At 71.5% G+C, this 12,997-nt stretch carries 9 protein-coding genes; 4 read left to right on the top strand and 5 right to left on the bottom strand.

What is annotated here, in order from left to right; all coding sequences use genetic code 11:
* Positions 1-25: 25 nt before the first annotated feature.
* From AB0K08_RS15280 to AB0K08_RS15270, 3 genes are all read left to right on the top strand, one after another.
* Entirely contained in the window at positions 26-1,465 is a 1,440-nt protein-coding gene (locus AB0K08_RS15280) for a glycoside hydrolase family 15 protein (RefSeq protein WP_363355897.1), read from the top strand.
* Positions 1,466-1,609: 144 nt separating this feature from the next.
* On the top strand, positions 1,610-2,596 hold the full coding sequence (locus AB0K08_RS15275; RefSeq protein WP_363355895.1) for a siderophore-interacting protein: 987 nt from the start codon (positions 1,610-1,612) through the stop codon (positions 2,594-2,596).
* Positions 2,597-2,854: 258 nt separating this feature from the next.
* Positions 2,855-3,856 carry a DUF559 domain-containing protein gene (locus tag AB0K08_RS15270; protein WP_363355894.1) on the top strand — a complete coding sequence of 334 codons (1,002 nt, stop codon included), beginning with the start codon at positions 2,855-2,857 and terminating at the stop codon, positions 3,854-3,856.
* Between the two features lie 173 nt (positions 3,857-4,029).
* Here the strand turns inward: AB0K08_RS15270 and AB0K08_RS15265 are convergent, their stop codons facing one another.
* Both AB0K08_RS15265 and AB0K08_RS15260 read right to left on the bottom strand, forming a co-directional pair.
* Positions 4,030-5,853: an ABC transporter ATP-binding protein gene (locus tag AB0K08_RS15265; RefSeq protein ID WP_363355892.1), complete on the bottom strand. Its 1,824-nt coding sequence runs from the start codon at positions 5,851-5,853 to the stop codon at positions 4,030-4,032.
* Complete coding sequence (locus AB0K08_RS15260; RefSeq protein WP_363355890.1) at positions 5,850-7,706, bottom strand: ABC transporter ATP-binding protein; 1,857 nt, start codon at positions 7,704-7,706, stop codon at positions 5,850-5,852. Before AB0K08_RS15260 ends, AB0K08_RS15265 begins: the two co-directional genes overlap by 4 nt.
* 316 nt (positions 7,707-8,022) lie before the next feature.
* Here AB0K08_RS15260 and AB0K08_RS15255 point away from each other — a divergent pair, with 316 nt between their 5' ends.
* On the top strand, positions 8,023-9,231 hold the full coding sequence (locus AB0K08_RS15255; RefSeq protein ID WP_363355888.1) for an N-acetylmuramoyl-L-alanine amidase: 1,209 nt from the start codon (positions 8,023-8,025) through the stop codon (positions 9,229-9,231).
* Between the two features lie 184 nt (positions 9,232-9,415).
* Here the strand turns inward: AB0K08_RS15255 and rpsI are convergent, their stop codons facing one another.
* The 3 genes from rpsI to AB0K08_RS15240 all read right to left on the bottom strand — a co-directional run bounded on the left by rpsI (position 9,416) and on the right by AB0K08_RS15240 (position 12,539).
* A complete protein-coding gene (gene rpsI / locus AB0K08_RS15250; RefSeq protein ID WP_363355886.1) occupies positions 9,416-9,913 on the bottom strand; it encodes a 30S ribosomal protein S9 in 498 nt (165 codons plus the stop codon).
* Positions 9,914-9,947: 34 nt separating this feature from the next.
* A complete protein-coding gene (gene rplM, locus AB0K08_RS15245) occupies positions 9,948-10,391 on the bottom strand; it encodes a 50S ribosomal protein L13 (protein WP_363355884.1) in 444 nt (147 codons plus the stop codon).
* A gap of 378 nt (positions 10,392-10,769) precedes the next feature.
* A complete protein-coding gene (locus AB0K08_RS15240) occupies positions 10,770-12,539 on the bottom strand; it encodes an S-layer homology domain-containing protein (protein ID WP_363355882.1) in 1,770 nt (589 codons plus the stop codon).
* Positions 12,540-12,997 lie beyond the last annotated feature (458 nt).

The raw sequence follows: 12,997 nt of genomic DNA, 5'->3' as shown, positions 1-12,997 counted from the left end.
GCAATCAGCCCACGAAGGGGGTCCTGTGAGCGCCCAGCTGTCCGACCGCCGTGACGGCTACGTGGACCTGCGCTCCTATGCCGCGATCGGCAACGGGCGCACCGTGGCGCTGATCGCCCGGGACGGTTCCGTGGACTGGTTCCCCGTCCCGGACCTGGACTCCGCCCCCGTGTTCGCGCGCCTGCTGGACGCCGGCCACGGCGGCTGCATCGAGTTGCAGCCGGACCCCCAGGCCCTGGCCGCGGCGGGCGTGGACGTGGCCGCCGACCTGCAGGTCCACCGGGAGTACGTGGCCGGGACGAACGTGCTGCGCACCACGTGCACGACCCCGGTGGGCACCGTGCGCGTCACCGATTCGCTCAACATGGGCTCCACCGGGGCGCTGCCGTGGACGGAACTGGCCCGGTGCGTGGACGGCGTCGAGGGGCAGGTGCCCATGGCCTGGCGCGTGCGGCCGGGCACCATGCTCAACGGCGCCTCCCCGTGGGTGCAGCACACCGGCCAGGGGCCGGTGGTCCGGGTGGGCGGGGTATCCCTCGCCGTCCGCAGCGAACAGGCCGGGGCGCACGACGCCGGCCCGCAGACGATCTCGGGCCGGTTCACCACCGGCGAGGGTACAGCGCACCTGCTGGCCGTCGTCGGGACCGCGGCGGAGCCGCTGCGGCTGCCGGAACCGAAGGCGATCCGGCGGAACGTGGGGCTGAGCGTGGACCTGTGGCGGCGGTGGACCGATCTGCTGGAGTACGACGGACCGTACCCCGAGGAGGTGCGTCGCAGTGCCCTGGTGCTGAAGATGCTCGGCCACAGTCCGTCCGGGTCCATCGCCGCGGCCGCCACCACCTCCCTGCCCGAGAACCGCGAGGGCACCAAGAACTACGACTACCGTTTCGCCTGGATCCGTGACGCCACCTATGCCCTGCATGCCCTGCTCCGGCTGGGGGAGCAGGAGGATGTGCACGCCGCCGTCTCGTGGCTGCTGCGGCTGGCCCGCGAGCAGTCGCCCCGGCTCCACGTCCTCAACCGGCTCAACGGTGAACTCCCCGAGACCGGCACCGCGGAACTGGACGTGCCCGGCTGGCGCGGGATCGGCCCGGTGGTCTCGGGCAACGACGCCCTGGACCGGGCCATCACCCTGGCTGACGGCGGGCACCTTCCGGGCACGGACGACCGGTGGCGGGACGAACGGGACCGCGTCCGGGCCTGGATCGACGAACACGGTTGGTCCGAGGAACGCGGCGCCTACATCATGTACCGCGGGGGCGACCAGCTGGACGCCTCCGTGCTGCTGCACACGATCAGCGGCTTCGACACCGGCCCGCGGATGTCCGCCACCATCGACGCGCTGCGCGAGGAGCTGGGCCGCGGGCCGCTGCTGTACCGGTACAGCGGGATGCCGGCGGAAGAGGGCGCCTTCACGGCGTGCGGCTTCTGGTGCGTGGCGGCGCTGACGTTGAACGGTCAATGAGGGTGAACGGCCCTGAGGGCGAACGATCGATGTGGCTGACACGTTGCGGAATACGGCATCACTCCGTAGATTAATTAGGTGTGCCTTACCTTGCATCGAAGGGCACGCGGAGGCCGGCGGCCTCGACCCCTACGGAAAGCAGCCATGACCGAGACCCTCACCACCACGACCTATCCGACGACCCGTGCCTACCGCACCAGGGTGGCGCGGATCAGCCGGCTCAGTGAGCACTTCGTGCGGTTCACCTTCGCCGATGACGACCTGCAGCACTTCGGCACCGGCGGCCTCGATCAGCGCATCAAGCTCATGCTGCCCCGCGCGGACGGCACCCTGCCCGAGGTGGGGCTGTTCGATGATCCCGCCCCCGCGATGATGGAGTGGTACTCCCGGTGGCGTCAGCTTCCGGACGAGGAGCGGAACGCGCTGCGCACCTACACCGTGCGGGACGTCCGCCCGGAGGCCCGGGAGATCGACGTCGACTTCGTGCTGCACGGCATCCAGGGGCCGGCGTCCGCGTGGGCCCTGGGGGCCGGCGTCGGGGATGAACTGGTGATCCTGGGACCGGACGAGCGCTCCGAGACCGGGGGCCGCGGCCGCAGCGGCGGTATCGAATGGGATCCCGGCACGGCTCGGACCGTGCTGCTGGTGGGCGACGAGACCGCCGCGCCCGCCATCTGCTCCGTGCTCGAGACGCTCCCCGAGGAGTTCACGGGGCACGTGTTCCTCGAGGTGCCCGGCGCCTCGGACATCCTGCCCGTGGACACCCGGGCCAAGGTGCAACTGAACTGGCTCCCCCGCGGCGACCGTCCGCACGGCGAGGTGCTGAGCGAGGCCGTACGGGCCTGGGGCCGCGAGTTCGGGGCCGAGGTGGCCGGTGGCGGCGCTGGTGCTGGCGGAGGTGCTGGTGCTCGCGGAGTGAGCGGTGCCGAGGCGGACCCCGCCGAGGATCCGGACGCGACGCTGTGGGAGGTCCCGCCGACGAGCCCGCACGGGCACTGGTATGCCTGGCTGGCCGGCGAGGCCGGGACGATCACCGGGCTGCGCCGGCACCTGGTGAAGGACCTGGGCATCGACAAGAAGTGCGTGTCCTTCATGGGCTACTGGAAGCAGGGCCGCGCGGAAGGCTCCTGACCTCCTTCTCCTTCCTCGGCCCTCTCTGCCCCCTCCCCCTCCCCTCCCCCGTTTTCAGTCGACTTGGGGTGGGTTTTTGGCCCAATCACCCACCCCAAGTCGACTGAAAGCACAGCTTGGTCGGGTGTCGGGGGGGGGTGGGTCTCCGCTCCTGCGGGCCTTCGCCACTCCTCCACAGCCGTCCCAGTGGCGGCGAGCCGTCCACCATGCCGACCCGCGAACGCCACATGCTGTCGGCGCGTGGGAATACTCGAAGACGTGACCCGCGCCAAGCCATTGCCGTCAGCTCTCCAGGACACCGTCTTCACCGCACAGGATGCCGCCTCACATCGGGTGAACCGCAACCGGCTCAAAGCGGCGGACGTCGTGGCCGTGGCCCGAGGTGTCTACCGATCTGGCGACGACCTGGACGAGCCATCCGTCACGGGGGCATCAGCAGAACCCCACGCCACTGCGCCGCCCAAGAAGCATGACCCGTTCAGGCAAGCCGTGCGGGATGCAGTGCTGCTCCGGAAGGTCGGCGGCGTCCTGTCCCACCGGTCCGCTGCACTCTGCCATGGCATCCCCCTCCCCAACTGGCTCGACGGCGTCGTGGAACTGGAGGTGACCCTGCCGAGCCGAGTCCACACCTCCATCCGGTCCGGCTTCACGGCGCACCGCCGCCCCTTGCCCGAGGCGCACATCGTCACCATCCGCGGCCTTCGCATGACCTCGGCCGAACGCACCTGGTGCGACCTGGCCTCGCTCCTCCGGCCAGGACAGGAGCAGCACCTGATCGCTGCGGGCGACTTCCTCCTGACACCACCCTGGACTCCGCACGGACGGGACGAGCCGACATCGACGGTGACGGCCCTGCGCCAGACACTCACCGAGGTCGGACGATTCAAGGGAGTTCGCCTGGCCCGTGCCGCCTTGCCTCTTCTCCGGGCCGGATCGGATTCTCCCCCGGAGACGTTCCTCAGACTCGCGCTGGTGGAAGACGGCCTCCCGGAACCACAGCTCCAGGTATCCGCGGACCCACGTGACCGGCAGGCGCCGTTGACTGACCTGGGCTACCGGCAGTGGAAGATCGCCCTCCAGTTCGACGGGGCGCACCACCGCACCAAGGAACAGCAGGCGCGCGATGCCCGCCGGGATGCCTGGTTCCAGGCCCACGGATGGATGGTCATCCGGGCCACCGCCGAGGACCTCCAGGACGGGTTCCGCCGCGTCATCGCCCTGGTGAGGAACCGTGCCCGCCTGTTCGGTCCCACCGCGTGAGCCGACGGGCCGCCGGCCCCGCTTCGTCCACTTCCCCGCTACCCCCGCTTTCAGTCGACTTGGGGTGGGTGATTGATCCAAACACCCACGCCAAGTCGACTGAAAGTGTAAGAGGCGAGACGGTTGACGGCTCGGGCGGCTCGGCGGATTGACGGCTCGGCACCTCAGGCACCTCAGGCGCCGAACCAGGCACGGGAGAGCTCTGCGTAGCGGCCGCCGGCCGCGCGCAACTGCTCATGGGTCCCGGACTCGACGATCCGCCCGCCCTCCATCACCAGGATCCGGTCCGCGCCGGCGGCCTGGCTGAGGCGGTGGGCCACCACCAGGGCGCTGCGCCCGGTGAGCACCTTGGCCGCGGCGACGTCCAGTCGCCGGGCGCCGGCTGAGCTGGCCTCTGCCGTCGCCTCATCCAGCACCACCAGCTGCGGGTCGGCGAGCGCCACCCGGGCCAGCGCCAGCATCTGCAGCTGCATGGGGTCCAGCCGGTGTCCGTCCTCCCCCACCTCGGTGTCCAGGCCGTGCGGCAGCTGCGCCACCCAGTCCGCCCCGACCGCGGCCAGCGCCGCCTGCAGTTCCCCAGCAGTAGCCCCCGGCCGGGCCACCCGCAGGTTCTCCGCCACGGTGGTCGCGAAGCCGTGCACCTCCTGGGAGACCATGGTGACGTGCTCGCGCAGGCTCACCGGGTCCGCGGCGGTCAGCTCCGTGCCGCCGAGCCGTGCCGTCCCCGCGGTGGGCGCCACCATGCCCGCCGCGATCTGCGCCAGCGTGGACTTGCCGGCCCCGGTGGTCCCGACGACGGCCACCACCTCTCCCGGCCCGATCGTCAGGTGGACGTCGTGCAGGGCGGGGGTGCCGTCGTCGTAGGTATGGGAGATCCCGGCCAGTTCCAGCGCCCCGCCGCGCAGGCGGGCAGTACGCTCGGGCACGGGCAGGTCGATGACCCCGGCCATCCGGGCCAGTGAGGCTCCGGCGGACTGGACCTGGTCGAACATGCCGACGAGGGCGCCGATCGGGTTGAACAGCCGGTGGAACAGCAGGGCGGCCGTGGTCACGGCGCCTGCCGTGACGTAGCCGCCGGACACCAGCAGGTACCCGACGCCGAGCAGGGCCGCGAGCACCACGGCCTCGGCCCGGTTGTTCCGGCTGAATGCCCGGGTGAGGAAGCCGAACACCCCGATGGACAGGTCGCGGGCCTGCGCGGAGGCGGCGTGGATACGCTCGAGTTCGGGTCCCTGGGCGTCGTAGGCGCGCAGCGTCCGGGCCCCGGTGACGCCGCCGAGCAGCCGGGAGGCGCGGGTGCCGAAGGCGGCGCGTTCCTGGCGGTAGACGGGCCCGGATCGCGGCAGGTACCAGCGCAGGGTGGTCCAGTACATCGGGACGGCCAGCAGTCCGACGAGACCGAGCCGCCAGTCCACCACGGCCAGCCCGGCCCCGGAGACCACCACCGTGAACAGCGACTGCACCACCAGCGGGATCACCGTGCTGGCCGCCTGGCTGACCTCGCGCGCATCCTCGGCCACCCGGGACACCAGATCACCGGTCTCAGTGCCGTCCAGTCGCGCCGAGCCGATCCGCAGGGCGCGGTCCATCACGGCCTCCCGCAGTCCGGCCACCGTGGGTTCGGCGGCGCGGGCCAACCACGCCTGGCCGGCCCAGGCGCAGGCGGCGGCCACCAGACCGGCACCGGCGACGGCGGCCGCGGCCCACCAGAGGGCGCCCGCCGGATCGAGGGGGCCGGCTTCGGGGACTTCTGCGGCCAGCAGCACGTCCACCAGCCAGCCGATCACCACCGGGGCCACCAGACCGGCGAGGGCCGCCACCAGCCCCGTGATCCCGACGAGCGTCACGGATCCGCGCTGGCCGCTCGTGTGCCGCCAGAGCATCCGGAAGGAGTCGGCCGGGCGGGCCAGGGGCAGGACGCCGGCCTCGTGGCCGGTCTCCCCGTCCGGGTCACCCCCCGGTTCGTGGCCGGGCTCCGCGGCGACGTATTGGCTCATCGGTCCACCGCCGTCCGGTAGGCCTCGGAGCCCTCACTCAACGACTGATGGGTTCCCGCGGTGCTCGTGCCGTCCCGGCGTACGTGCACCACGGTGTCCGCCACGGCCAGGAAGGCCGGCGAGGAGGTGACCACCACGGTGGTGCGGACGGTGTTGCCCCGGGCGCCGCCCCCGGGCTGGGACGACCGCAGCGACTTCACGCCCTGGGCGATCTGGTACTCGGTGACGGCGTCCACGGCGCTGGTCGGTTCGTGCAGGACGAGCACCGCCGGATCGGCGTGCAGGGCACGGGCCAGGGCGATCCGCTGGCGTTGGCCGCCGGAGAGGTTGCGCCCGCCCTCGTCCACCCGGTGGTCCAGCCCGTCCGTGAAGTGCCCGATGATCTCGGCGACCCCGGCAGCCGCGAGCACCTGCGGATCGACCTCGCGATCCAGCTCCGGGTCCCCGTGGTGCAGGAGGATGTTCGACCGCACCGTGCCGGAGAACAGGTCCACCCGGTGGGGCGCCACGACCAGGTGTGTGGCCAGCCGGGGCACCAGCCGGCTGCGTGGATGACCGCCGATCAGCACCGCCCCGGCCTGCTCGCCCAGCCCGTCCACGGCCTCGAGCATGGTCGCGGCGTGTGCTGGGTCCTCCACCACGAGGGCCACGAACCGGCCCGGCGGCACGTCCAGGTCGAGGTGGGCGTCGCGCTTGGGCCGAGCGCCGCCGTCGTGCTCCTCGTCTGTGTACTCCGACTCCGTGTACTCCGACTGCGCACCCGGCGACGCACCCAGCGTCAGCCCGGTGATGCGCAGGGCCGCCGACTCCGGCACCTGGTCACCCGTCTGCTCCGCGGGGACCGCGTTGAGGAAGGCCGCGATCCGCCGGGCCGCCCCGTGCGAACGGGCGAAGGTCCCGACCATCGCGGTGATGGTGCGCACCGGCTCCTGGAAGAACACGGCCACGCCGACCACCGAGACCAGCGCACCGAGGCTCAGCTCCCCGGAGAGCACCCGCTGCCCGGCCACCAGCAGGACCAGCGCGAGCACCACGGCGGTGCCGAGGGCACCGATCGCCTCGAGCCGGCCGCTGCGTTCGGCCATCACGACGCCGGCCCGCCCGGCTCGCTGCGAGGCCTCGCGGTAGTGCGCGCTCGCCCAGCGTTCACCGCCTCCCGCGCTGAGCACCCGCAGCCCCGCCAGGATGTCGCCGGCCCGGCGGCTGGCCAGGCCGATCGCCTCCTGCTGCACGGTGGAGTGCCGGGAGATGGACCGTGAGGGCAGGGCCACGAGCAACAGGCTGAGCGGCACCCCCACGAGCACCACGAGCCCGACCGCCACGTCCGTGACCAGCAGGTACACCGAGACCGCCACCAGGCCGATGACCGCAGAACCGCCGGCGGCGATCTGCCGGAACACCAGGGCGGTGACGTCGGCGTCGGCGGAGGACAGCGAGAGCACCTCGCCGGCGTTCGACCGGGCAGCCACGGCCCCGGAGGTCAGCGGCACCTCGGCGACCTCCACGCGCAGGGCGTGGGCCTCCTGCTGCAGGGCGGTGTTGGCCAACCGGGAGCCGAAGCGGTAGCCCAGGGACAGCACGGCGAAGAGCAGCCCGATCCCCACGAGGCTCAGGATCATGGCGGTGCCGTCCAGGGGGACGATCGCCACGTCCACGATGATCCCGATGGCGATCGGCACGAAGGCCTCGCACACCTGCCACAGCGTCATCAGCGTCAGGCTCGCGGCCACGCGGCCCTTCCGGCGGCGCAGGGACCGCCACAGCAGTGCCCCGGCGGTGGGCGGCGGGGCACTGGTTGCCGGCGGAGTGCCGGTGGCCGGCGGGGAGACCGGCGGAACAGGCGATGTCGGCATGCTCGGGCTCCTCGTGACGGGTGACGGGTGACAGCTGCCGGGTGGCAGATGTCGGCGGACTCCACTGTTCCACAGGACCGCGCGGGCCCCGGGTTGTGCGCTGTCTTCCCCGCCCGCCTCCCCCGCCCTCGGCCCTGTCCAAAGGTCCTGACTTGGCTCCCCCGGTGGACCATTCGGCGTTTCTGCCGTGCATGAGGCAGATCACCCGCGTAGGTTGAGGGCACCGTCTCAAGTCGACCACCACCAGCGACCGGACTCTCGCCTGCTTCCCCGGCAGTCCCCGCGAGGTTCCGGATCGTCCTGAATGGAGCCTGACGTGAACGATCACCTCACCGCACCGCACTCCGCGCACCCCGCTTCTGCCGGCTCGGACCAGCCGCGACGGTCCCGGCCCGCACAGTCACAGCCCGCCCTGTCCCGCCGCCGGTTGCTGCAGGGCACCGCCGCTTTGGGCGGCCTCTTCGCGTTCGGCAGCGCCGTCACCGCGTCCACGGCACCGGCCTTCGCCGCCACCATCAGCCGCCCGACCGTGATCTCCGCCAAGGGCTGGGGCGCGTCCGCGCCGAAGCGCCCGATGCCCACCATCGACCGCCGCCCCGGTCACCTGGTCATCCACCACACCACGCACGTGAACTCCGCCGACTACTCGGACGAGGCCGCGCAGGAGGTGGCCCGGCTGATCCAGCGCAACCACATGACCAACGGCTGGGCGGACACGGGGCAGCAGTTCACCATCGCCCGCGGCGGCCAGATGCTCGAGGGACGGCAGGGCTCGCTCGCGGCCGTGGTGGACGGGACCCGGTTCATCGAGGGCGCCCACGCCTACGGGTTCAACGACCAGTCGGTGGGGATCGAGGTGGACGGCCTGTACATGCGCAGCCTGCCGACCGACGCCCAGTGGGCCTCCCTGGTGCATCTCAGCGCCTTCATCTGCGAGCGGTACGGGATCGCCGTGGAGGACATCATCGCCCACCGCGACGTGCCCGGGGCCCAGACCCTGTGCTGCGGGGATGCCTTCTACGCGAAGCTTCCCGCCCTGCGCCGCGAGGTCAAGGCGGCATTGGCCGGGGGGCTCGACGCCGGCCCGGGAGCCTCCCGCGACTACCCCACGGTGCGCCGTGGAGACGAGGGCGACGCCGTCCGCCGCGTCCAGGTGACCCTCGCCGGGATCGGGCACCGGCCCGGCGCGGCCGACGGTGTCTTCGGGGCGGCCACGGAGCAGGCTGTGCGCGAGTACCAGTCCTCGATCGGCACCGGGGTGGACGGTGTGGTCGGTGCGCGGACGTGGGGGGCCCTGGCCACCCACCATGCCGCCGGGGCCTCGGTGGGCTCCGGGGCCAGCGGCACCGAGGTGCGCTACCTGCAGCGCGGCCTCAACGCCGCCTCCGGCACCGGGCTGGCCGACGACGGGGTGCTCGGCGCCCAGACCGAGTCCGCCGTGCGCGCCTATCAGTCCTCGCGCGGCCTGGCCGCCGACGGGATCGCCGGCCCGAACACCTGGGGCGCCCTCAAGTCAGGCCGGTAGCGGTGGGGGCCGAGCCTCGCCGCCCGGCCCCATGGCCAAGGTGACGGGGGCACCCGGGTGACCGGGCCGCCGTCGTGCCCCGGGCGCCCGCTCTTGAAACACGCTTAAACGCCCGTGCGGGCGCCACCCCCCGGAAGGGATGACGCCCGCACAGTGCGAGATGGTGCAGGTGAAGGGCTGAGGATCAGCGCTTCGAGAACTGCGAGGCCTTGCGGGCCTTCTTGAGGCCGGCCTTCTTGCGCTCCACCGCACGGGCGTCGCGGGTCAGGAAGCCTGCCTTCTTGAGAGCGGCGCGGTTGTTCTCGCGGTCGATCTCGTTCAGGGAACGGGCCACGCCGAGGCGCACGGCACCGGACTGGCCGGAGGGGCCGCCGCCGGTGATGCGGACGACGACGTCGTAGGCGCCTTCGAGCTCCAGGAGCTTGAAGGGGTCGTTGACCTCCTGCTGGTGCAGCTTGTTCGGGAAGTAGTCCTCGAGGGTGCGGCCGTTGATGGTCCAGGCACCGGTGCCCGGGATCAGGCGCACGCGGGCGATGGCGCGCTTACGGCGTCCCACGGCTCCGCCGCCGACGGTCAGGGCCGGGCGCTCGGCGACGGCAACCGTCTCGGGGGCATTCGTGGACTCGGAGGTGTAGCTGGTCAGCTCCACTTCCTCGGTCGACTCATTCTCGTTGAGAGTCATGGTTCTCCTTGAAAGATGTGTGGTGGCTGACCCGTTACTGGGCGACCTGGCCGATTTCGAATGTCTTGGGCTGCTGGGCGGCGTGCGGGTGCTCGGCACCGCGGAACACCTTCAGCTTGTGCATCTGGTCAGCAGCCAGGGAGTTCTTCGGGAGCATGCCGCGCACGGCCTTCTCCACGGCGCGCACCGGGTTCTTCTCCAGCAGTTCCGCGTAGGACATGGAGGAGAGGCCACCCGGGAAACCGGAGTGACGGTAGGCACGCTTCTTCTCGAGCTTGGCGCCGGTGAGGGCGACCTTCTCAGCGTTGATGATGATGACGAAATCGCCCATGTCCATGTGGGGGGCGTAGGTCGGCTTGTGCTTTCCGCGCAGCAGTGTTGCGGTCTGGCTGGCAAGACGACCCAGTACGACATCAGTGGCGTCAATGACGTGCCACTGGCGATCGGCGTCGCCGGGCTTCGGGGTGTACGTACGCACGTTGTTTGCCTTCGTGTTCGGTGTCGGTTACAGCTCTCCGGCCCGCGGTCGTGAAATCGCGAGGCCGGTCACTGAGTTCATCGGTGCGCAGCCGGTACGCCAGGTGAGGACTGACGTGAGGCCGGGTCCGAAAGCTTCCCGACGTCACCCCGGGCTGTAGCGACCATGCAACCAGGCCACCCGTGGGCGCAGCGAATCCGGGAATGGACACGCACAACGAAGGTCAATACTACCGTGTCGGTGCGGTCGGGGCAAAGCGTGGCGCGGAGCGCCGGATTCAACCCGGGCACGACGGCGGCCGGCCGCCTTCCGCAGGGAAGGTGACCGGCCGCCGTCGGACCTCAAGGACGTTCTGGTGCCCCCGCAGGGAACGGCCGGCTACCGCTGGACCAGCCGTTCGTGGACCTGGGTCAGCACGCGGGCGACCTCGCCCCGGGTGATCCGCTGAGCCGGACGGAAGGTGCCATCCTGGTAGCCCCTGATGACCCCCTGCTCGACGAGCCAGGCGATCTCGCGGGCGAACCCGTGATCAGCCGGCACGTCGACGAACGGGCCGGACTCCTCGCCGGGTTCCTCGCCGTCTTCGAACTCTTCGAAGACCTCGCTGTAGCCCCCGTCCACCAGGCGGTAGGTGAAGGCCACGAGCTCACCGCGCGTGACCGGCCGCGTCGAGCGGAAGGTGCCGTCCGCATAGCCGGTGGTCAGTCCCTGGCCCACCGCCCAGACGACGGGCTCGAAGAAGGTGTGGTCCTCGCCGATGTCCCAGAACGGGCTCTCCACAACCTCGTCCCAGTAGTCACGTTCGCCGGGGGCCATCAGCGGGAAGGCCGGGCCCACCTGCTGGTTGTACCGGTGGAGGAACGCGACCGATTCGCCGCGGCTGATGGACCGGCCCGCGCGGTACGTGCCGTCCGCGTAGCCCTGCGTGATGGACCAGCACTGCATCCAGCGGATGTCACGGTGGTAGCCGGAGTTCGAGGTGCCGGCAGATCCGGCTGCATTGTCCGCGAAGGGAGCCGGGCAGGCCCGGGGCGCGGTCCAGGCCCCGGTCAGCCGGCCGGCGGGCGCAGCCGAGACGACCTGTGCGCTCCGGCGCTCCGTCACCCCGTCCGTGGTGAGGTCCACCGTGAGCTCATGGGTGACCGCGGCGGCCCCCGGACGGGGGTCGAACTGGGAGATGACCAGCTGGCGGTCGGCCCGCAACCGGTTCTCCAGGGTGAAGGTCTTGGTTCCCGCCTCGCAGCTGACGTCCAGGTCAGGCTCCTGGTTGGTGGGCATCAGGGTGCTGGAGTCGATGATCAGGGCGTCGTAGGGCTCCAGGCAGAGCGTGCCGTCCTGCAGGACCACCGAGGTCTCCAACGCGGCCGACGGGCCCGACTTCGTCAGCAGCACCCAGTGGGTGGATCCGGTGAAGTCCAGCTCACCGTTGACCCAGGCCTCGCGCACGGGCAGTTCCGTGGGGTTCAGGCGCACCGAGTCCGAACTGTGGCGGCCGTCCTGGTCCACGAAGGCCACGGTGTAGGCGTACGGGTCGAACTCCTCGTATTCGTCGAAGCCCTCGGACTCCTGCGATTCCACGACGTCGGCCAGCGCCAGCGGGGCGGCGATCGGCAGTTCCAGCGTGCCGCAGGAGCCGGCACCGGCCGCGGCGGCCCCGGAGTCCGCGGTGGCGCCGGCGCCGGCGCCGGCGTCCGCGGCGGCCAGGTTGAGGTCGACGCTCGTCTTGAGCTCCTGCCCCCAGCCGTCCGGCAGCTCGGTGACGGAGAAGACCATGTCGGCGGTCATGACGGTCTCGCCGGAGTCACCGGTGACCGGGGCGGAGGACGTGTACCGCTCATCCAGCCCGACCAGCACCTCCCAGTTGCTGATCGGGGCGTCCCACATGATGTCGAACCCCACGCCGTCATCCGCCGTGGCCTCGGGGTGCAGGCAGAAATCGGCCCTCACGGTGAGGTGGTTCGCCTCAGCACTGAGTTCGTCCTCCACCACGGTGAGGGAGCTGAAGTAGCCCGGGTAGCCGTGCTCCACGCTGGTGAGTTCCCCTGGGGCGGCGGGTGCGGTGGGGCCACTGACCGGGGCAGCGGCTGCAGGCAGGAATGCACCCGAGCCGACGACGACGGCGCCCGCCAGCACCGCGGCAGCCGTCACCCGTACCGAGCGGAGCCGGCGCGTGGGCACTCTGGAGGCGTCCGGCGTCGCGCAGGGCCGTTTCGAGGTGCCCGCCGCATCGGACGAGGGACCGCGCGCAGGCGGTGGGGGAAGATCCGTGGGAGACGACGCAGGGTTCATGGGGAGACCTCTGAACGGGCACCTGTTCCGGTGCGAAGGAATCGCGCAGGGTCGCGGCCGGGCCCCGGGGAGGGGCCGGCGGTGGAGCCCGGTGTGCGGTGATGATCGCTGAATCTAGCCCACACCCGGGGACCGCGGGGACACGGGATCATAACGGTAGTGAACGGATCGCGGCGGCTGTGGGCGGGCCGCCCGGGACCCGCCCCCGGGCCCTGAACCGGGGGGTCCATTCCTCCACAGGTGACCCATCCCTGGCGTGTCATCCACAGATCCCTGTAGGCCCTTCCCTCGGGCTGATGACCATGATCGAATAGAGG

The organism is Citricoccus sp. NPDC055426 (genome assembly GCF_040677445.1).
Lineage (GTDB): Bacteria > Actinomycetota > Actinomycetes > Actinomycetales > Micrococcaceae > Citricoccus.
Note: the sequence above shows the minus strand (reverse complement) of the source record. Positions and strands in the feature narration are given on the sequence as shown.

Excerpts from the sequence above, each read along its gene's own strand:
- AB0K08_RS15260 (WP_363355890.1), bottom strand. The coding sequence starts at position 7,706 with ATGCCGACATCGCCTGTTCCGCCGGTCTCCCCGCCGGCCACCGGCACT.
- rpsI (WP_363355886.1), bottom strand. The coding sequence starts at position 9,913 with ATGACTCTCAACGAGAATGAGTCGACCGAGGAAGTGGAGCTGACCAGC.
- AB0K08_RS15275 (WP_363355895.1), top strand. The coding sequence starts at position 1,610 with ATGACCGAGACCCTCACCACCACGACCTATCCGACGACCCGTGCCTAC.
- AB0K08_RS15265 (WP_363355892.1), bottom strand. The coding sequence starts at position 5,853 with ATGAGCCAATACGTCGCCGCGGAGCCCGGCCACGAACCGGGGGGTGAC.